This is a genomic window from Burkholderia sp. ABCPW 11 (genome assembly GCF_001523445.1).
Classification (GTDB): domain Bacteria; phylum Pseudomonadota; class Gammaproteobacteria; order Burkholderiales; family Burkholderiaceae; genus Burkholderia.
In genome coordinates this window covers 138,756-156,003 of record NZ_LOVM01000008.1, presented here as the reverse complement: position 1 = coordinate 156,003, position 17,248 = coordinate 138,756, and the positions used below count along the sequence as shown (strand labels likewise).

Below are 17,248 nucleotides of genomic sequence, written 5' to 3'. Positions count from 1 at the left end.
CGTGCCGCCGTGCGGCGGTGCGCGCCGTTCGTTTCAGGGCGACGGCGTGCCGTCTTGCGCGCACCCGGCTTCGTCCAGCATCCATGCCCTGAAACGCCGCAATGCATCGCTCGTGTCGAGCCGCTCCGGCGCGTAGCACAGGTAGTGTCCCTGCGCGTCCACGTCGACCGGCGCGTCGAACGGCTCGACCAGCGTGCCCGCAGCGAGATTGTCGAGAATCAGGAAGCGCGGCACGAGGGCGATCCCGAGCCCGGCCTGGGCCGCCTGAATCAGCACCGAATATTGCTCGAAGCGTGGCCCGGCCAGCGCGTTCATTTGCGACGCGCGATGACGTTCCGCCCAGGCGGACCACGCGATCTCCGCCTGTTCGTGCACGAGGCGCGGCGCCGCCGCGGCATCGGCAGGCCCATGCAGCGCATGCCGGTCGGCGAATTCGCGCGAGCAGACCGGCACGAAAGTCCTCCCGCCGAGATAGTCGCTTCGCACGCCTTCCCATCCGCCGTCGCCGTAGCGGATCGCCGCGTCGAGCCCGAACGGAAACACGTCGCCGGGCGCGAGATGACGGCGAAAGCTCAGCGTGACGCCCGGCGCGGCGGCGAGAAAGCGCGTGAGCCGCGGCAACAGCCACTTCGTCGTGAAGGTCGGCACGCTCGCGATCGTCAGCAGGTCGCTGTTCTCGCGGGCGCTCAGCAGCTCGATCGACGCGTTGCCGATTTCGCGCAGCGGGCCGACGACGCGCGCGTGATACACCTGGCCGGCACGGGTGAGCGCGAGGCCGCGCCCCTCGCGCACGAACAGCTTCACGCCGAACAGCGCCTCGAGGTTCGCGATCTGCCGGCTGACCGCGCTCGGCGTCAGGCCCAGTTCGCGGGCCGCGTAGGAGAAGTTCAGGTACTTCGCGGACGTGGCGAATGCATGCAGTTCCGCCACGTTCGGATACAGATGCTTCATGGCGAGCTGTTCCGTCCTTGCACAGGTCGATGCGCGCTTTTTACGTTTTTTTCATGACGATGCCATGTCGGAACCGCACACTGCGCCGGCTTCGACAACGCATGCGGGCCTCGTCCGGCGGGCGTTGCGCGAGGATTTTTCCGATCGTCAGCGAGTGTGTTCATGCCTGCGTCAACCGCCCCGGCCGTGGCCGACGGTATTCCGATTCGTCGTAACAAACCGGCCCGGCCGCCCGTCGGGCGCCTGCTGCTGCAGGCGCTGCTCGCGGCGTTCGCGCTCTACCTGCTGTTGCCGATCGCCTTGCTGCTGATCGGCGCGGTGGGCGAATCGTGGACGAACACGTTGCTGCCCGCCGGCGTCACCGGGCACTGGTTCGCCGACCTGGCTGCGAACCGTAGCTTCACCCGCGCGTTCGGCGTGAGCTTCATCGTCGCGCTGGCGTGCTGCGCGCTCAACGCGGTGATCGGCCTGCCGCTCGCGTATGCGCTGCATCATCGCGCGCAGGCCGGCGGCGGCTTCGCGACGCGCGTCGTGATGCTGATGCCGGTCGCGGTGCCGGCGCTGACGCTCGGCTTCGGCTACATCGCGATCTTCAGCGGCGACGCGCTGCCGTGGCTCGGCACGTTGCCGCTGATGATCGCGGCGCATGCGGTGCTGACGCTGCCGTATCTGCTGCAGACGCTGCTCGGCGACCTGCGCCACCTCGGCCTCGCGCGGCTCGAGGCCTGCGCGGCGACGCTCGGTGCGACGCCGCTGCGCCAGTTCGTCACGATCGTGCTGCCGAACCTGCGCCATAGCCTGTTTTCCGGGCTCGTGATGGTGGCCGCACTGTCAATCGGCGAATTCCAGATCTCGAACCTGATCGCCGGCTTCCGCTACCGGAACTATCCGATCGTGTTGCTGCAGGCGTTCTACGGCGCGACGGGGATGGCGTGCGCCGCCACCGTCGTGCTGCTCGTGCTCGCCGTGCTGGCGACGCTCGTGTCCGTCGGCACCGTGCAACGTCTGAAGTGAGTCATCCATGAGCCTCGAATTCGAACACGTCAGCTTCCAGTATCCGGGCGCCCGCCATGGCGTCGAGGACATCACGCTGTCCGCCGCGCAGGGCGAACTGCTTGCGGTGATGGGGCGCAGCGGGTCCGGCAAATCCACGCTGCTGCGGCTCGCGGCCGGGCTGCTCGACGGCTGGCGTGGCCGCATCGCGATCGGCGGCGACGACGTGGCCGGCGTGCCCGTGTGGCGGCGCGAAGTGGGGATGGTGTTCCAGCACTACGCGCTGTTCCCGAACCTGTCGGTGGTCGACAACGTCGCGTACGGGCTGCGGATGCGCGGCGTCGCGGCCGACGTCCGGCGCCGCCGCGCGCTCGACATGCTCGAGCGGGTCGGGTTGTCGGCGCACGCGACGCGCGGCATCGCGATGCTGTCCGGCGGACAGCAGCAGCGCGTCGCGCTTGCGCGGGCGCTCGTGATCGAGCCGAAGCTGCTGCTGCTCGACGAGCCGCTGGCGGCGCTCGATGCAGGCATCCGTCATCAGCTGCGCGACGAGATCCGGGCACTGCAGCGCGCATGCGGCGCGACGACGCTGTTCGTCACGCACGACCAGGACGAAGCGTTGAGCATGGCCGACCGCGTCGCGATCGTCGACGGCGGTCGCGTGCTTCAGTCCGGCACGCCGCGCGACCTGTACGAACGTCCGGCGACCGCCCAGGTCGCGCGCTTCGTCGGGCATTCGACGCTGCTGCGCGGCCGCGTGCTCGCGCACGGCGAAATCGACGTGCGCTTCGCGACGCTGCGCGCGGAAACGGGCGCGCATCGGCCGGGGACGGAGATCGCGGTGCTGGTGCGGCCCGAGCACGTGCAGGCCGATCCGCCGGCGCAGAGCGCGAATCGCATCGAAGGGCGTCGCGGGGACGTGCGTTACTTCGGCGCAACGCAGCGCTACGACTTCATTCCGGACGGCTCGGCCGACGTGCTGCTGTGCGAAGGGCGAGAGCCCGCCGCGCGCAGCATCGCGATCGACCCGCGCCATCTGCTCGTGCTGCCGGCATCGCCGGATGCGCGCTGATTTCTTTCGTTCAACGGAGATTCACGATGTTTGCAGGCTCCTCTCTTGTGAAGGCCATGCGCGCCCGCGTGCTGGCGCTGGGCGCGCTGGTGGCGCTTTCCTGCGCGGCGGCGCAGGCCGCGCCGCTGTATCCGGGCGAAGACGCGCTGTACGCGAAGGCGGCCGACGAAGGGCTCGTCGTGTCGTTCGATACCGGCCCCGAATGGGCGAACTGGAAGGCGCTGTTCGCCGAGTTCCGCAAGCGCTACCCGAAGGTCGAGATCACCTACAACGACATCGGCTCGGCCGCGACCGTCGTCGCGCTCGACAAGTCGCGCCGCCGCCCGCAGGCCGATACCGCGTACTACTTCGCCGCGTCGGCGCTCGACGCCGCAGGCAAGGACGTCGTCGCGCCGTTCAAGCCCGTCAACTTCGACAGGCTGCCGGGCGTGTTCCGAGCGACCGACGCCCGCTGGTTCGCCGTGCATTCGCTGAACATCGCGTTCCTCGTCAACCGGAAGCTCGTCAAGAACGTACCGCAGCGCTGGTCCGACCTGCTGAAGCCCGAGTACCGCAACGCGGTGGTCTATCTCGACCCGCGCTCGACCGGGCAGGGCCAGGTCGCGGTGTTCGCGGCCGCGTATGCGAACGGCGGCAGCGTCGAGAATCCGAAGCCGGGCGCCGACTTCTTCGGCAAGCTGAAGCAGGCCGGCAACGTGCTGCGCGTGGAAGGCACGACGCCGTACGCGAAGTTCGTGAAGGGCGAGATTCCGATCCTGATCGGCTACGAGAACGACGGCCTCAAGGCGAAGTACGCGGACGGCATGGGCGACGCGGCCGACGTCGTGATTCCGCAGGACGGCAGCGTGTCGGCGCCCTACGCGATGAGTCTCGTGAAGAACGGCCCGAATCCGTCCGCCGCGCAGCTCTGGCTCAACCTCGTGATGAGCGACGTCGGGCAGGCGCTGTTCGCGCAAGGCTACGTGCGTCCGGCGGTGCCGGGCACGCCGGTCGCGCCGGAAGTCGCGGCGAAGCTGCCGAACGCGCCGCAGGTGCGCCCGCTCGATGTCGCGAAGGCGGCGGCGCGCAAGGCCGAGGTCGACCAACTCTGGTCGCAGGCCACGCTCGGCCAGTAAGGGGCGAGGGATGCAGGCTTCCTTACCCGAACGCGGCGTGCTGCGCCGCTTCGGCGCGCTTCCTGCGGCGGCATTGCTTGCCGTGTGCTTCGTGCTGCCGCTGGCCGCGCTCGTCGACGCGGCATGCGCGGGCGGCGGCCGCGCGTTCGCGGCGGTGTGGCGCGATCCGCTCGTCGCCGATGCGATCGTGCGCTCGCTGGCGCTGGCTGCAGGCGCCGGCACGCTGTCGGTCGCCGTCGGCGTGCCGGTCGCGTTCGCGCTGGCCGGACAGTCGCCGGCCCGTCGTCACTGGTCGCTCGCGTTGCTCGGCGTGCCGCTGGCGTTTTCCGGGCTGGTGATCGCGTACGGCTTCATCCTCGCGTTCGGCCGCTCAGGCTTCGTCACCACGCTGCTGGCCGCGCTGGGCGCCGATCCGACCGTGATCGGCGGCGCGATCTACACGATGCCGGGGCTCGCGGTCGCCTATGCGTATTACCTGATCCCGCGCGTCGCGCTGATGATCTACCCCACGCTCGCGAATCTCGACCGGCGGCCGCTCGAGGCGGCGCTGACGCTCGGCGCGCGGCCCTGGCGCGCGTGGCTCGACGTGGCGTGGCGCGAGCTGTGGCCGTCGGTCGCATCCGCATGGTGCCTCGTGACCGCGATCGCGCTCGGCACGTACGGCACGGCGCTGGCGCTGGCCGGCACGCAGATCAACATCCTGCCGCTGCTGATGTACTTGAAGCTGTCGGACGGGCAAACCGATTTCTCGCAGGCGGCCGTGCTGTCGATCGGGCTGACGGCCATCTGTACCTGCGTTCTGGCACTGGGGGAAGGTCTTGTTCGCCAACGACGTCATTGAATGCGCGTGGTCCGAACCGGCCCGCGACGCGCTCGCGCGACTGGCGCAGCGGCAACGCGGCATGCACCGGCACCGGATGCCGGTCGGCGTGATCGGCCCGCGCGACGCGACGGATGAACAGATGCGCGTCGCGGAACGGATCGCGCACGCGGTGGCGGCCACAGGTATCGCGCTCGTCGGCGGCGGCAAGCAGGGCGTGATGGAGGCCGCCGCGCGAGGCGCGCATGCGGCCGGCGGCTGCGCGATCGGGCTGTTGCCCGAAGACGACGCCGCGCTGGCGAATCCGTACCTGAGCGTCGCGTTGCCGACGGGGCTCGGCATCACGCGCAATGCGCTGGTCGCGCGCGCGTCGGTGTGCCTGATCGCGGTCGGCGGCGGGCTCGGCACGCTGTCCGAAATCGCGCTCGGGTTGCAGTGGGGCAAGCCGGTGTTCACGATTTGCGGTGCGCCGCAGGTCGCGGGCGTCGAGTGCTTCGACGACGCAGACCCGCTCGTCCTGCGCGTCGCGCAGTGGCTGGCCGATTCGGCGTAGCGCGGGCCCATCGGTACGGCACGTCGCCCGGCACGCGTCGCGCTCGGGCTTGAAACGGCGCGCGCAACCCGCCATATTGGCCGGGTATCACCCGTTCAACGACGTACCGAAAGGATCGCTCATGCGCCTTCTGCTTGCCCTGCTGCTCCCGTGGTTCCAGTTCTTCACGATCGGCCGCCCGATCGCCGGGATCATCTGTCTGCTCTTGCAACTCACGATCATCGGCTGGTTGCCGGCCGCGATCTGGTCGGTGTACGCGCTGAGCCAGTACAAGACCGATCGCAAGATCGAGGCGGCGCTGACCCGCAGAAGCTGATTCAAGATTGCGCCTGCTCAGGCGTGCTCGACAAAGAAGATTGGCATTTCGGTAGAAAAATATATACTTTACTTGCTGATCGTCTAGTAATTTATATATATTTCTTCCGAAAATGAGCGCGTCCTGCACGATCCAACTCCATGCCGACGGTGCCTGGCACGATATCGGCGTCGTCACCCTGTTCGGCGACCCCGGGGAAGGTTGGCGCGCGCGTGCTTATACCGGGTACGACGTCGAGTGGGCCATTCGGCATCGGCCTGCCCGCGACGCGCATGCGATGACGTGCCGTTTTCCGGTTGGCCTCGAGCCACTGGAGACACCGCATTGGCCTGTTTTCCTGATCGATCTGTTGCCGCAAGGCTTCGGCCGCGAGGAACTGTTGCGCCGCCTCGGTTTGCCGGAAACGGCAGAGGAGCATGCCGACTGGCCGCTGCTGCTCGCGGGGGCCGGTAATTCGATCGGAAATCTGCGTGTCAGGGAGGCGGCGCAATGGCTTGCCGAGCATCAGGGGCCGCGGCAAGGCTTTACCGACGAGGAGGTGGTCGCGCGAGGCGACGCGTTCAGCGAATATCTTGCCGCGCACGGATTCTTCGTTGCGGGCTCTTCGGGTGTGCAGGGCGAGTGGCCGAAGCTGCTGCTGACCCGCGCGGACGACGGGCTGCTCTATCTCGATCACACGCTGCCGGACGAGCGCGCGGTCGAGCATTACATCGTCAAGTTCGGACGCGGCACGAACGCACGCCTTGCGCAGATCCTGCGTCACGAAGCGCCCTACATGTCATTGGCCCAGCGTCTCGGCTTGCGCGTGCATGCACCGCTGGTGCTGCGCGACCGCTCGCTCTTCATTCGGCGTTTCGATCGTGCGCGTGTGGGCGGTCGCGTTGTCCGGCTCGCTCAGGAAAGCGTTGCTTCGTTGACGGGCAACGCCGGCTTCGGTGTCGTGCCGAGCCATGACGAGGTATGCCGGCATCTCGTGCGTCAATGCACGAATCCCCAGGCCGAGGTGGCTGAATACCTGTGCCGCGACGTCGCGAATCTCGCGTTGGGCAACAAGGATAACCATGCGCGAAACACCGCGTTACAGCGCGATTTCGACGGCCGCATCGCGCTGACACCGCTCTACGACTTTGCACCGATGTATCTGCATCCGGACGGCATTGCGAGGCGTATTCGTTGGGAAGGAAATGACGGCGGCCGGCCGGACTGGGCGCGCGTGCTTGATGCGGTCGTTCGGTCTAGCGAGCCGCGGGCGGGCGAGACGCATGTCGCGCTGGACCGTGCTGCATTGCAGGCGCGGCTGAGTGCGATGGCGCCGCGTTTGCAGGAAATCGCCGATCATGGCGCCGGGCTCGGATTGGAGGACGATGTGCATGCGTTCCTGAGGCCTGGACTCGAGCGGCTCGCCGGTGAACTGGATGCGCTGGGTTAGGCGGAGGACGACACGATGGACAAACGCTACAACGCGCTGCCGCTTCCCGAACAGCTTTTGCTCCGGCGGCAAGCGATCGAGGGCGTTCTCGCGCATCCCGAATGGTCGCTGCGCGAATCCGTGCGGTACCTGAAGAAGACGATGCGGCTGACGAGTGCGGAAATGGCAACGCTTGCCGGCGTGTCGACCAAGACGATTCAGGATATCGAACAGGGGCGCAGCGAAGGGACGGTGCAGACGATGAACCGCATATTCGGCATGCTGGGGCTCAAACTGGGCGTGGTGCGGCAGGACGCGTAGCCGGTCGCGCATTCGCCGCCGTCCTGCGCCGCCGATTGCCGACCCGATGTCACAAGGCGCTACGGCAGCGTGCAATACGGCGAGACGGGCGAGGGCTGGATGCGGGGCGTTGCACCCCGCTTCGCCTACTTCACCGCAAACAGCGTGAGGTTCATGAAGATCTTGAACGCATAGCCGAGCGTGACGGCGCCGATCACGCCGCCCGCCCACAGAACGACGAACCACATCCAGCCGCGCATCCGCGGCCGCGGCGCCGCAGGCGGGCGATCGGCGGAATCAGTGGTGGTAGTAATGCTGGTCTTCATGGCGCACCTTGCCTCGGAATACCCAGTAACCCATCGTCGTGTAGGCGATGATGATCGGGAGGATAACCGCTGCGCCGACCAGCGTGAAGGTCTGGCTCGAACGCGGTGCCGCCGCTTCCCAGATCGTCATCGTCTGGGGAATCGCATACGGGAACAGCGTGACGAGCAGGCCGACGTAGCCGAGCAGCACCAGCGCCAGCGCGAGCACGAACGGCGTCATGTCGTGCCGGTCGCGTACCGCGCGACGCATCCACACCGCGCACGCGGCCACCAGGAACGGCACCGGCAGCAGGCGCCAGAACAGCCCCGAATCGAACCAGCGCTGCGCGACGGCCGGATCCTGCAGCGGCGTCCACAGGCTGACGATCGCGATGAAGCCGAGCAGCACGACGGTCAGCGGCCACACGACGCGATGCAGGCGCCGCTGCAGGTCGCCTTCGGTCTTCGCGACGAGCCAGCAGCAGCCGAGCAGCGCGTACGTGACGATCAGGCCGAGGCCCGTCAGCAGGCTGAACGGCGTGAGCCAGTCGAACGCGCCGCCGGCATACACGCCGTCCTTCACGTCGATGCCCTGCAGGAACGCGCCGAGCGCGATGCCCTGGAACAGCGTCGCGCCGGCCGAGCCGCCGATGAACGCGAGATCCCACAGCTGCTTCGTGCGCCGCGCCTTCGCGCGGATCTCGAACGACACGCCGCGGAAGATCAGACACACCAGCATGAAGATCAGCGGCAGGTACAGCGCCGACAGCACCGTCGAATAGACGATCGGAAATACCGCGAACAGCCCGGCGCCGCCGAGCACGAGCCAGGTCTCGTTGCCGTCCCACACGGGCGCGACCGTGTTCATCATCAGGTCGCGTTCCCGCTCGTCCGGGAAGAACGGGAAGACGATGCCGATGCCGAGGTCGAAGCCGTCGAGCACGACGTACATGAAGAGCCCCAATGCGATGATCGCGGCCCAGATTACGGTGACGTCCATAGGTTTTCTCGTATGCGAAAGGAATGGGCTCAGACGGTCTCGATCAGCTCGTCGACGGCCGACATCGGGCGGCGCGCGGTGTGATCGGGGCGCGTGTCCGGCAGGTCGTGCGTCGCGTCGTGCTCGACGGCGGGCAGCGCGGGGCCGGCCTTCATCAGCTTCAGCATGTAGTACACGCCGGTGCCGAACACGAGGAAGTACACGATCACGAACGTCATCATCGACAGGCTGACCTGCTGCACCGACAGCGGCGACACGGCCTGCGCGGTGCGCATCACGCCATACACGACCCACGGCTGGCGGCCGGCTTCGGTCGTCACCCAGCCCGCGAGCAGCGACACGAAACCGGTCGGGCCCATCGCGAGCGCGAAGCGCTGGAACCCCTTCGATTCATACAGGCGGCCGCGGCGGCGCAGCAGCCATGCGAGCGCGGCGAGGCCGATCATCGCGAAGCCGAGGCCGACCATGATCCGGAAGCTCCAGAACACGACCGTCGAATTGGGGCGGTCTTGCGGCGGGAAGTCCTTCAGCCCGCGGATCTCGCCGTCCCAGCTGTGCGTGAGGATCAGGCTGCCGAGGTGCGGCACCTTCACCGCGTAGCGGGTCGTCTCCGCTTTCATGTCGGGGATGCCGAACAGGTTGAGCGGCGTGCCGCCCTTTTCGGTTTCCCACAGCCCTTCGATCGCGGCGATCTTCGCGGGCTGGTGCTTCAGCGTGTTGATGCCGTGCTGGTCGCCGATCACGGCCTGCAGCGGCGCGAGCACCAGCAGCAGCCACAGCGCCATCGAGAACATCTTCTTCACGCCCTTGTCGCGGCGGCCCTTCAGCAGGTGCCACGCGCCCGTCGCGGCCACCACCAGCGCGGCGACGATGAACGCGGCGATCGCCATGTGGAACAGGCGGTACGGGAACGACGGGTTGAAGACGATCGCGAACCAGTCGGTCGGCACGACGCGGCCGTCGACGATCTCGAAGCCTTGCGGCGTCTGCATCCAGCTGTTCGACGCGAGAATCCAGAACGTCGAGATCAGCGTGCCGATCGCGACCATCAGCGTCGCGCCGAAGTGCGCGCGCGGGCTCACGCGGTTCCAGCCGAACAGCATGATGCCGAGGAAGCCGGCTTCGAGGAAGAACGCGGTCATGACCTCGTACATCAGCAGCGGGCCGGTGACGGCGCCGGCGAAGCTCGAGAAGCCGGACCAGTTGGTGCCGAACTGATAGCTCATCACGACGCCGGACACGACGCCCATCCCGAACGCGACCGCGAAGATCTTCGACCAGAACAGGCAGAGCGTCTTGTAGTACTGCTTGCCGGTCTTGAGCCAGCGATATTCGAGCACGGCGATGAAGCTGGCGAGGCCGATGCTCAGTGCCGGAAAGACGATGTGAAAGGAGACGGTGAACGCGAATTGCAGGCGGGCCAGATCGAGGGCCGAAAGTGCGGTGTCCATACCAGTTGACCGAGACTTGACGATACCCGCCGGCGGGTGCCGGCGGACCCCGGCGGACGGCGTCGGGGTTGGCTGGAGTATGGGCCGCGATGTTGCACCGCGAAATGCGCCAACTCGTCGCAGATGTCCAGCCCGTCGCGCGCCCTTTCGGGTTAAATCGTTGATTCGTATCAAGAAGGCCGTTCGCGGCGTGAGTGGCCGCGGCGTGGCGGTCTGACGCACGTGCGTCAATATGGCGCGTCGCGTCATCGGAACGGTTTTGCGCGGACGACAACCGTGTGCCGGGACGGCAATCGGTTTCGATGCGTTAAACGCGTAACGCGCGCGTCCGAACGGGCGGGGCGTCCGTCACACGGGTAACGTCGCGCAACATTCGCGCGCCCGCCCGTAATGGATACCGGATCGCGTGCGGCGTAGCGTTCGGGATGTCCGGTTCGGATCGACGAACCGGCCTGCCGGAGAACGTGACGTGAATGGATTGAAGCTCGCACTGGGCGCGGCGGCCGCGGTGGCGGTCGCGACGGGCGGCGTGGCGCATGCCGCCCGGGTCGGGGTCTATATCGGCCCCGGCTACCCGTACTACGCCCCTGTCGTACCTGCGCCGTACTACTACCCGCCGCCCGTCGTCGCGGTGCCGGTCGCTCCGCCGCCGCCCGAGTATGTCGAGAAGGGACAGCCGCAGGACGACGGCGACGCGAACCTCTGGTACTACTGCGACGCGTCGAAGCATTACTACCCGTATGTGAAGACCTGCAAGTCGGGCTGGCGCGCGGTGCCGGCGCGGCCGCAGTGACGGAGGCGCGACGATGAAGACGATATTTCGACCACTGCGCCTGCCGGCCGCGCTGGCGCTGGCCGCGCTGCTCGGCGCATGCGCATACATGCCGACTGGCCCGAGCGTGATGGCGCTGCCGGGTACCGGCAAGTCGTTCGACCAGTTCCGCGCGGACGACGGCAGTTGTCGCCAGTATGCGTTTCAGCAATCGGGCGGCGTGAGCGCCGGGCAGGCATCGACCGCGAGCGCGGTCGGCAGCGCGGCCGTCGGCACCGCGCTCGGCGCGGCGGCCGGCGCCGCGTTCAACGGCGGCACCGGCGCGGCGGTCGGCGCGGGCGCGGGGCTGCTCGCGGGCAGCGTCGTCGGCGCGGGCGCCGCGCAGGGCTCGGCCTACGATGTCCAGCGCCGCTACGACTACGCGTATCTGCAGTGCATGTATGCGACCGGCAACCGCGTGCCGGTGCCGGGCGGCATGAGCGGCGGTAGCGGCGGCGGGTATGGCGGGGGCGGATACGGCACGACGGCGCCGCGCGCGGCGCCGCCGATGCCGCCGGCGGGCGTCCAGCCGCCGCCGCCGCGATATTGATCCGCGCGATCGCGTGCCTCGATCGGCACGCGCTGCGTGAATTGCGTACACTCTGAGTCTCGTTTTCGGCAGGGCCGGACGCAGGATGCCGGCTCGTTTACTCAGGGCACAGCGATGATCGATTTACGCAGCGATACCGTGACACGTCCGAGCCAGGCGATGCTGGCTGCAATGACCGCCGCCGAAACCGGCGACGACGTCTGGGGCGACGACCCGACCGTGCTGCGCCTGCAGGCGGTGATGGCCGAGCGCGCCGGCAAGGAGGCCGGCCTGTTCTTCCCGAGCGGCACGCAGAGCAACCTGGCCGCCCTGATGTCGCATTGCGAGCGCGGCGACGAGTACATCGTCGGCCAGCTCGCGCACACCTACAAGTACGAGGGCGGCGGCGCGGCCGTGCTCGGCAGCATCCAGCCGCAGCCGATCGAGAACGCGCCGGACGGCACGCTGCCGCTCGCGAAGATCGCCGCGGCGATCAAGCCGCTCGACAATCACTTTGCCCGCACGCGGCTGCTCGCGCTCGAAAACACGATCGGCGGCCAGGTCTTGCCGGAAGGCTATGTGCAGGAAGCCGTCGCGTTCGCGCGCAGCCGCGGGCTGTCCACGCACCTCGACGGCGCACGCGTATGCAATGCGGCCGTCGCATCGGGTCGCTCGATCGCCGAGCTGTGCGCGCCGTTCGACACCGTGTCGATCTGCTTCTCGAAAGGGCTCGGTGCGCCGGTCGGCTCGGTGCTGGTCGGCAGCCGTGCGCTGATCGAGCGCGCGCAGCGCTGGCGCAAGGTGCTGGGCGGCGGGATGCGGCAATCGGGCATTCTCGCGGCGGCGTGCCTGTATGCGCTCGATCACAACGTCGAGCGGCTCGCGGACGATCACGCGAATGCCGCGCATCTCGCGGCCGGCCTCGCGCGCATCGACGAAGTGAAGGTGCTGTCGCATGCGACGAACATGGTGTTCGCGCAATTCCCCGAAGCCGATTGCGCGCCGCTCGAGGCGTGGCTCAAGGCGCGCGGGATCCTTACGCAGATGCTGTATGCGTCGCGCTTCGTCACGCATTGCGACGTGTCGCGCGCGGACATCGACACGTTCGTCGGCGCGGTCGGCGCGTATTTCGCGCAGCGTCGCGCGTGAAGCGGAACGCGCCGGCCGGCGACGGGCCGGCGCGGCGTCGTACGACATGACGTCACGCACGAAGGGGTGACGCGGCGCGTGGTCGATCGATCGTTGCGGCGGATTACGCTTGCCGCGGCATGTCGGCAGGCGGTGTGCCGTCGTGAAATAGCGATTTCAGCTGCGTGCGCAGTTCGGCGCTGTCGGTGTGCTGGTGGACCGAGACCGCATGTTGCACGGCGGCCTCCAGCAGTTCGTTGTCGGAGTCGGCGGAGATTGCGACCGAGCAATGCGTCGCGCTGGGAAACTCGCGGCAATCGATATAGCGGCGGGACATGATGTTCTCCTCACACGAAAGGGAACGGCCGGACCTGGATGGTCGGCCGCGCGGCGCGTTCGCGAGGCCGATGGAAAAAGTATAGGCGGCGCGGCCGACTTTCCTGTCGCCGTGCATCCCGCGCCGGCAACGTCGATCGCCCGCGCGCCAGCGCGTCACGGCAACGGCGCGAGCAGCCGGCGCGCCGCTTCGACGACCCGCGCGGACAGCGACGCCATCGTCGGCGACTGCACGGTCCACGCGTGCCAGTACAGCGTGACGTCGGTCGGATGCGCGGGCGCGAGATCGACGAGCCCCTGCGCGTCGAGCGGCGCGGTGCCGATCAGCGGCTCCGGCACCATCGCGTAGCCGAGCCCGTGCCGCACCGCGGCGAAGTGCGAATGGGTGCCCGGCACGTAGTGGCACGGGTACGCGCCTTCGGGCAAGCCGAACTTCTCCTTCAGGAACGACGATTGCAGCGTGTCGCGCCGCGAATACGCGACGACGGGCGCGTGGCGCGCGCTCGTGCGGTTCAGGCCGCGCGGGAACCAGCGACCGGCGAACGCGGCCGCGGCGAGCAGCCGGTAGCGCATCGTGCCGAGCGGCGTCGCGATGCAGCCGCGCATCGGCTTCGGCTCGGTCGTCACGCAGCCGACCGCCATCCCGCTTTCGAGCAGCGCGAACGTGTGATCCTGATCCTCGACGATCAGCTCGAACAGGATCCGCTCGCCCGCGAGCACGGACGTCAGCGCGGGCAGGAACCACGTGCCGAGACTGTCGGCATTCAGCGCGATCGTCACCGAGATCGGCGATTCGCGCTCGGCCGCGAGCGTGCTCTGCAGGTCGGCCTGCAGCAGCGCGACGCGGCGCAGGTGCTGCAGCACGCGCTGCCCGGCTACCGTCGGGCGGCACGGCCGCGTGCGCAGCACGAGCGGCGTGCCGAGGCTCGCCTCCAGCGCGCGGACCCGCTGCGTGACGGCGGACGCGGTCACGTGCAGGCGCACGGCCGCCTGCTCGAAGCTGCCGGTATCGGCGACGGCCAGCAGTGCGGCGGCCTGCTTCGGATCGATCGTCATCGACATGTCGAGGGCATTCCTGTGATCGGAGACGAGAAGAGGCCGTAGTGTAAGGCAGCGTGCGCGGCCGCCCGGGTGCCGCGCATCGTCCCGCCGTGCGCGATTCGTCGACGGAATCGGTTGCGGGGCAGGGCGATGCCGGCGGCGCAGGCATTTTGACTTACGCTGTATGGATGTGCGAAACGCGGCCGGCGCGATGCCGCCCGCGCGGTCTCGATGTCGTCATGCCGACGTCGACGCCGGCGCCCGGCGACGCGAAGTAGCATTCCGATCAGGCTACACCCCACTGAAGCACCAGCAACGGAGCACCAGCGCCATGATCTTCCGGCAACTTTTCGACCCGCAATCGTCGACGTACACGTATCTGCTCGCCGACGGCGCATCGCGCGAGGCGCTGCTGATCGATCCCGTGTTCGAGCAGGTGCGCCGCGACGCGGCACTGCTCGACGAACTCGGGCTGCGGCTCGTCGCGACCGTCGACACGCACGTGCATGCCGATCACGTGACGGGCGCGTGGCTCCTGAAGCAGCACACGGGCAGCGCGATCGCGATCTCGGCCGCGAGCGGCGCGCAGGGCGCCGACCGCTACCTGAACGACGGCGACCGCTGCGCGTTCGGCTCGCGCTACCTGACCGTGCGCGCGACGCCCGGCCACACGAGCGGGTGCATCAGCCTCGTGCTCGACGACGAATCGATGGCGTTCACCGGCGATTGCCTGCTGATCCGCGGCACCGGCCGCACCGACTTCCAGCAGGGCGACCCGCGCGCGCTGTATCGCGCGGTGCACGGCCGGCTTTTCACGCTGCCGGCCGCGTGCCTGCTGTATCCGGCGCACGACTATCGCGGGCTCACGGTGACGAGCGTCGGCGAGGAGCGGCGCTTCAACCCGCGCCTCGGCGGCGATCTCAGCGAAGACGATTTCGCCGGCTACATGCGCAACCTCGGGCTCGCGCACCCGCGCCAGATCGACGTCGCGGTGCCGGCGAACCTCCAGTGCGGCGTCGCCGCGAACGCGCCCGATGCGCGGGCGACAGCCAACTGGGCGCCGCTCGTCTATACGTTCGCCGGTTTCTGGGAAATCGATCCGCAATGGCTCGAGGATCATCTGCCGGCCGTGCAGGTCGTCGACGTGCGCGAACCGGACGAATTCGCGGGCCCGCTCGGCCATCTGCCCGGCGCGATGCCGATCCCGCTCGGCGAACTGGCCGCGCGCACCGGCGAGATCGCGCGCGAGCGGCCGGTCGTGACCGTGTGCCGGGCCGGCGGGCGCTCCGCGCAGGCGACGGTAATCCTGAAGAAGGCCGGCTTCGACGCGGTCGCGAATCTCGGCGGCGGGATGCTGCGCTGGCGTGCCGAAGGGCGTGTCGTGGCGGATGGCCGATCGTAGCGGCCCGGGCAGCCCCTCGAAAAAAATTCCGGATCGATGTCGAAACGGCCGGGCGCCGTTCGTCGTCAAGGTATCCGATCACGTGGCGCCGCATGACGCGGCGCCGAAACCCTGAGAGACCATCAATGATGCCGACGCTTTACGCCCATCCCTTTTCGTCTTACTGCCAGAAAGTACTGACCGCGCTGTACGAGAACGGCACGCCGTTCGACTATCGCGTGCTCGCGCACGACGATCCGAAGCCGATGCAGGAGCTGGCCGCGCTGTGGCCGCTGAAGCGCTTCCCGGTGCTCGTCGACGCGGGCCGCACGGTGATCGAGGCGTCGATCATCATCGAGTATCTCGGCTTGAACCATCCGGGCCCCGTGCGCCTGCTGCCCGACGATCCGCGCGCGGCGCTCGAGGTGCGGACGATGGACCGTTTCTTCGACAACTACGTGGCGACGCCGCAGCAGAAGGTCGTGTTCGATGCGCTGCGGCCGGAAGCCGAACGCGATGCGCGTGGGGTGGCCGATGCGCGCGCGATGCTCGACACGTCGTATGCGTGGCTCGACAAGACGATGGCCGATCGCGAATGGGCGGCCGGCGACCGTTTCAGCCTCGCCGACTGCGGCGCGGCGCCGTTCCTGTTCTACGCGGACTGGACGCACCGGATCGACCCGGCGTTCGCGAACGTGATCGCGTACCGCAAGCGTCTGCTCGCGCGGCCGTCGTTCGCGCGCGCGGTCGACGAGGCGCGACCGTATCGTTCGTTCTTTCCGCTCGGCGCGCCCGATCGCGACTGACGGGCGCGGCCGTCGCACGGCGTGCCGCGGCCGCGCATGGCCGGCAGCGCGCGCCGGGGCGACGGAACGACAGCAGCAGCGGCAGCATCGCGGGGGCCCGTCACATCGTGCGCGTGGCCGACTGCGCGAGCGTCAGCAACTCGTCGAACTGCGTGATCAACTCGAAGCACAGCAGGAACGCGAGCGTATAGGCCGGCGCGGGAAAGCGCCGGATCAGCTCCATCACCGGCGGCGCGAAGCGCGACCGGATCGCGTCGCGCGTCAGCAGCCATGCGATCGCGATGCCGATCGCCGCGCCCGCGATCAGGTCGGTCGGATAGTGAAAGCCGAGATACGCGCGCGGCAGGCAGATGAACACGACCGAATACAGCAGCGCGACGATGCCGATGCGGCGCGCGATGATGAAGATGCCGGCCGCGATCGCCATCCAGAGCATCGCGTGATCGCTCGGAAACGAACTCCATGTCTGCAGCGTCGCCGCGCGCAGCCCGGCCGACGGAAAGTGCAGGTGCAGATCGGGGTTGTAGATCGGCCGCACGCGGAACGGCAGCACCTGCGCAAGTACGCGGCCGACGGCCAGCGCGATGAGCCCGCTCGCGACGGTGGCGACGACCAGCTCGCGTTGCCGTTCGCGGTTCGGGCCGGGCTGGAACCACAGCCAGCACAGCACGGGAACGAGCACGAAGCCCTTGAACGTGTAGAGGCCCGCGACCACGCGGATCGCGTGATTCATCAACGGGCCGAACGTCACGTGGGTGAGGAAGATCTGGATCGTGGTGTCGAAATCGTTCATGTCCTGTGCGACCCGGGCGGACGCGCAGCGCATGACGGGCGGCCGGCTGGATCGGAAAGCGCGCTCGCACGGAGCGCAACGGGGGGCAAGTATGTCATCCGTTATTTCGAAGAAAATGCGAAAAAATACCGGGAATCCC

General features: G+C 68.4%; 20 protein-coding genes. 13 read left to right on the top strand and 7 right to left on the bottom strand.

Translation table 11 applies throughout. The annotated features are described in order from the left end of the window. Positions 1-33 precede the first annotated feature (33 nt). Positions 34-951, bottom strand: coding sequence for a LysR substrate-binding domain-containing protein (locus WS61_RS04805; protein ID WP_059499481.1), 918 nt, complete (start codon positions 949-951; stop codon positions 34-36). A 162-nt stretch (positions 952-1,113) separates the two neighbouring features. On the opposite strand from WS61_RS04805, the gene WS61_RS04800 reads away from it, so the two are divergent. The 8 genes from WS61_RS04800 to WS61_RS04765 all read left to right on the top strand — a co-directional run bounded on the left by WS61_RS04800 (position 1,114) and on the right by WS61_RS04765 (position 7,549). Beyond that, on the top strand, positions 1,114-1,965 hold the full coding sequence (locus tag WS61_RS04800) for an ABC transporter permease (protein ID WP_059499480.1): 852 nt from the start codon (positions 1,114-1,116) through the stop codon (positions 1,963-1,965). 7 nt (positions 1,966-1,972) lie between these two features. After that, positions 1,973-3,016, top strand: a complete 1,044-nt coding sequence (locus tag WS61_RS04795) for an ABC transporter ATP-binding protein (protein ID WP_059499479.1) — start codon at positions 1,973-1,975, stop codon at positions 3,014-3,016. 26 nt (positions 3,017-3,042) lie between these two features. Then, complete coding sequence (locus tag WS61_RS04790; protein ID WP_059499478.1) at positions 3,043-4,131, top strand: extracellular solute-binding protein; 1,089 nt, start codon at positions 3,043-3,045, stop codon at positions 4,129-4,131. 10 nt (positions 4,132-4,141) lie between these two features. Beyond that, entirely contained in the window at positions 4,142-4,972 is an 831-nt protein-coding gene (locus tag WS61_RS04785) for an ABC transporter permease (protein WP_059499477.1), read from the top strand. Between the two features lie 61 nt (positions 4,973-5,033). Further along, positions 5,034-5,504, top strand: coding sequence for a TIGR00725 family protein (locus tag WS61_RS04780; protein ID WP_095211607.1), 471 nt, complete (start codon positions 5,034-5,036; stop codon positions 5,502-5,504). A gap of 121 nt (positions 5,505-5,625) precedes the next feature. Further along, positions 5,626-5,820, top strand: coding sequence for a YqaE/Pmp3 family membrane protein (locus WS61_RS04775; RefSeq protein WP_027781657.1), 195 nt, complete (start codon positions 5,626-5,628; stop codon positions 5,818-5,820). A 112-nt stretch (positions 5,821-5,932) separates the two neighbouring features. Next, entirely contained in the window at positions 5,933-7,249 is a 1,317-nt protein-coding gene (locus WS61_RS04770; protein WP_059499475.1) for a type II toxin-antitoxin system HipA family toxin, read from the top strand. Positions 7,250-7,264: 15 nt separating this feature from the next. Beyond that, positions 7,265-7,549 (top strand): helix-turn-helix domain-containing protein, encoded by a 285-nt coding sequence (locus WS61_RS04765; RefSeq protein WP_059499474.1) that lies wholly within the window; start codon positions 7,265-7,267, stop codon positions 7,547-7,549. Positions 7,550-7,674: 125 nt separating this feature from the next. On the opposite strand, the gene WS61_RS04760 is transcribed toward WS61_RS04765, so the two are convergent. From WS61_RS04760 to WS61_RS04750, 3 genes are read right to left on the bottom strand one after another with little or no spacing between them, the layout of a single operon-like run. After that, a complete protein-coding gene (locus tag WS61_RS04760; RefSeq protein WP_059499473.1) occupies positions 7,675-7,854 on the bottom strand; it encodes a hypothetical protein in 180 nt (59 codons plus the stop codon). Beyond that, positions 7,826-8,833, bottom strand: a complete 1,008-nt coding sequence (gene cydB / locus WS61_RS04755; RefSeq protein WP_059499472.1) for a cytochrome d ubiquinol oxidase subunit II — start codon at positions 8,831-8,833, stop codon at positions 7,826-7,828. Before cydB ends, WS61_RS04760 begins: the two co-directional genes overlap by 29 nt. Before the next feature lie 29 nt (positions 8,834-8,862). Beyond that, positions 8,863-10,284, bottom strand: a complete 1,422-nt coding sequence (locus WS61_RS04750) for a cytochrome ubiquinol oxidase subunit I (RefSeq protein WP_059499471.1) — start codon at positions 10,282-10,284, stop codon at positions 8,863-8,865. A gap of 469 nt (positions 10,285-10,753) precedes the next feature. Here WS61_RS04750 and WS61_RS04745 point away from each other — a divergent pair, with 469 nt between their 5' ends. The 3 genes from WS61_RS04745 (at position 10,754) to ltaE (ending at position 12,773) form a co-directional block, all read left to right on the top strand. Beyond that, a complete protein-coding gene (locus WS61_RS04745; protein WP_059499470.1) occupies positions 10,754-11,077 on the top strand; it encodes a hypothetical protein in 324 nt (107 codons plus the stop codon). A gap of 13 nt (positions 11,078-11,090) precedes the next feature. Beyond that, entirely contained in the window at positions 11,091-11,645 is a 555-nt protein-coding gene (locus WS61_RS04740; RefSeq protein ID WP_059499469.1) for a YMGG-like glycine zipper-containing protein, read from the top strand. Positions 11,646-11,759: 114 nt separating this feature from the next. Further along, positions 11,760-12,773 carry a low-specificity L-threonine aldolase gene (ltaE, locus tag WS61_RS04735; protein WP_059499468.1) on the top strand — a complete coding sequence of 338 codons (1,014 nt, stop codon included), beginning with the start codon at positions 11,760-11,762 and terminating at the stop codon, positions 12,771-12,773. 103 nt (positions 12,774-12,876) lie between these two features. On the opposite strand, the gene WS61_RS04730 is transcribed toward ltaE, so the two are convergent. After that, positions 12,877-13,089 (bottom strand): DUF1059 domain-containing protein, encoded by a 213-nt coding sequence (locus tag WS61_RS04730; protein WP_034205979.1) that lies wholly within the window; start codon positions 13,087-13,089, stop codon positions 12,877-12,879. A 155-nt stretch (positions 13,090-13,244) separates the two neighbouring features. Further along, positions 13,245-14,150 (bottom strand): HTH-type transcriptional regulator ArgP, encoded by a 906-nt coding sequence (locus tag WS61_RS04725; protein ID WP_059499467.1) that lies wholly within the window; start codon positions 14,148-14,150, stop codon positions 13,245-13,247. A gap of 310 nt (positions 14,151-14,460) precedes the next feature. Here WS61_RS04725 and WS61_RS04715 point away from each other — a divergent pair, with 310 nt between their 5' ends. Further along, complete coding sequence (locus WS61_RS04715) at positions 14,461-15,531, top strand: MBL fold metallo-hydrolase (RefSeq protein WP_059499465.1); 1,071 nt, start codon at positions 14,461-14,463, stop codon at positions 15,529-15,531. A 125-nt stretch (positions 15,532-15,656) separates the two neighbouring features. Continuing rightward, entirely contained in the window at positions 15,657-16,316 is a 660-nt protein-coding gene (locus WS61_RS04710; protein ID WP_059499464.1) for a glutathione S-transferase family protein, read from the top strand. A gap of 100 nt (positions 16,317-16,416) precedes the next feature. Here the strand turns inward: WS61_RS04710 and WS61_RS04705 are convergent, their stop codons facing one another. Continuing rightward, on the bottom strand, positions 16,417-17,109 hold the full coding sequence (locus WS61_RS04705) for a phosphatase PAP2 family protein (RefSeq protein ID WP_059499624.1): 693 nt from the start codon (positions 17,107-17,109) through the stop codon (positions 16,417-16,419). Positions 17,110-17,248 lie beyond the last annotated feature (139 nt).

Coding starts and splice junctions, on each gene's coding strand:
- WS61_RS04785 (WP_059499477.1), top strand. CDS start 4,142: ATGCAGGCTTCCTTACCCGAACGCGGCGTGCTGCGCCGCTTCGGCGCG.
- WS61_RS04770 (WP_059499475.1), top strand. CDS start 5,933: ATGAGCGCGTCCTGCACGATCCAACTCCATGCCGACGGTGCCTGGCAC.
- ltaE (WP_059499468.1), top strand. CDS start 11,760: ATGATCGATTTACGCAGCGATACCGTGACACGTCCGAGCCAGGCGATG.
- WS61_RS04765 (WP_059499474.1), top strand. CDS start 7,265: ATGGACAAACGCTACAACGCGCTGCCGCTTCCCGAACAGCTTTTGCTC.
- WS61_RS04780 (WP_095211607.1), top strand. CDS start 5,034: ATGCACCGGCACCGGATGCCGGTCGGCGTGATCGGCCCGCGCGACGCG.
- WS61_RS04725 (WP_059499467.1), bottom strand. CDS start 14,150: ATGTCGATGACGATCGATCCGAAGCAGGCCGCCGCACTGCTGGCCGTC.
- WS61_RS04705 (WP_059499624.1), bottom strand. CDS start 17,109: ATGAACGATTTCGACACCACGATCCAGATCTTCCTCACCCACGTGACG.
- WS61_RS04760 (WP_059499473.1), bottom strand. CDS start 7,854: ATGAAGACCAGCATTACTACCACCACTGATTCCGCCGATCGCCCGCCT.
- WS61_RS04710 (WP_059499464.1), top strand. CDS start 15,657: ATGATGCCGACGCTTTACGCCCATCCCTTTTCGTCTTACTGCCAGAAA.
- WS61_RS04715 (WP_059499465.1), top strand. CDS start 14,461: ATGATCTTCCGGCAACTTTTCGACCCGCAATCGTCGACGTACACGTAT.
- WS61_RS04805 (WP_059499481.1), bottom strand. CDS start 951: ATGAAGCATCTGTATCCGAACGTGGCGGAACTGCATGCATTCGCCACG.
- WS61_RS04775 (WP_027781657.1), top strand. CDS start 5,626: ATGCGCCTTCTGCTTGCCCTGCTGCTCCCGTGGTTCCAGTTCTTCACG.
- WS61_RS04740 (WP_059499469.1), top strand. CDS start 11,091: ATGAAGACGATATTTCGACCACTGCGCCTGCCGGCCGCGCTGGCGCTG.
- WS61_RS04730 (WP_034205979.1), bottom strand. CDS start 13,089: ATGTCCCGCCGCTATATCGATTGCCGCGAGTTTCCCAGCGCGACGCAT.
- WS61_RS04750 (WP_059499471.1), bottom strand. CDS start 10,284: ATGGACACCGCACTTTCGGCCCTCGATCTGGCCCGCCTGCAATTCGCG.
- cydB (WP_059499472.1), bottom strand. CDS start 8,833: ATGGACGTCACCGTAATCTGGGCCGCGATCATCGCATTGGGGCTCTTC.
- WS61_RS04790 (WP_059499478.1), top strand. CDS start 3,043: ATGTTTGCAGGCTCCTCTCTTGTGAAGGCCATGCGCGCCCGCGTGCTG.
- WS61_RS04795 (WP_059499479.1), top strand. CDS start 1,973: ATGAGCCTCGAATTCGAACACGTCAGCTTCCAGTATCCGGGCGCCCGC.
- WS61_RS04800 (WP_059499480.1), top strand. CDS start 1,114: ATGCCTGCGTCAACCGCCCCGGCCGTGGCCGACGGTATTCCGATTCGT.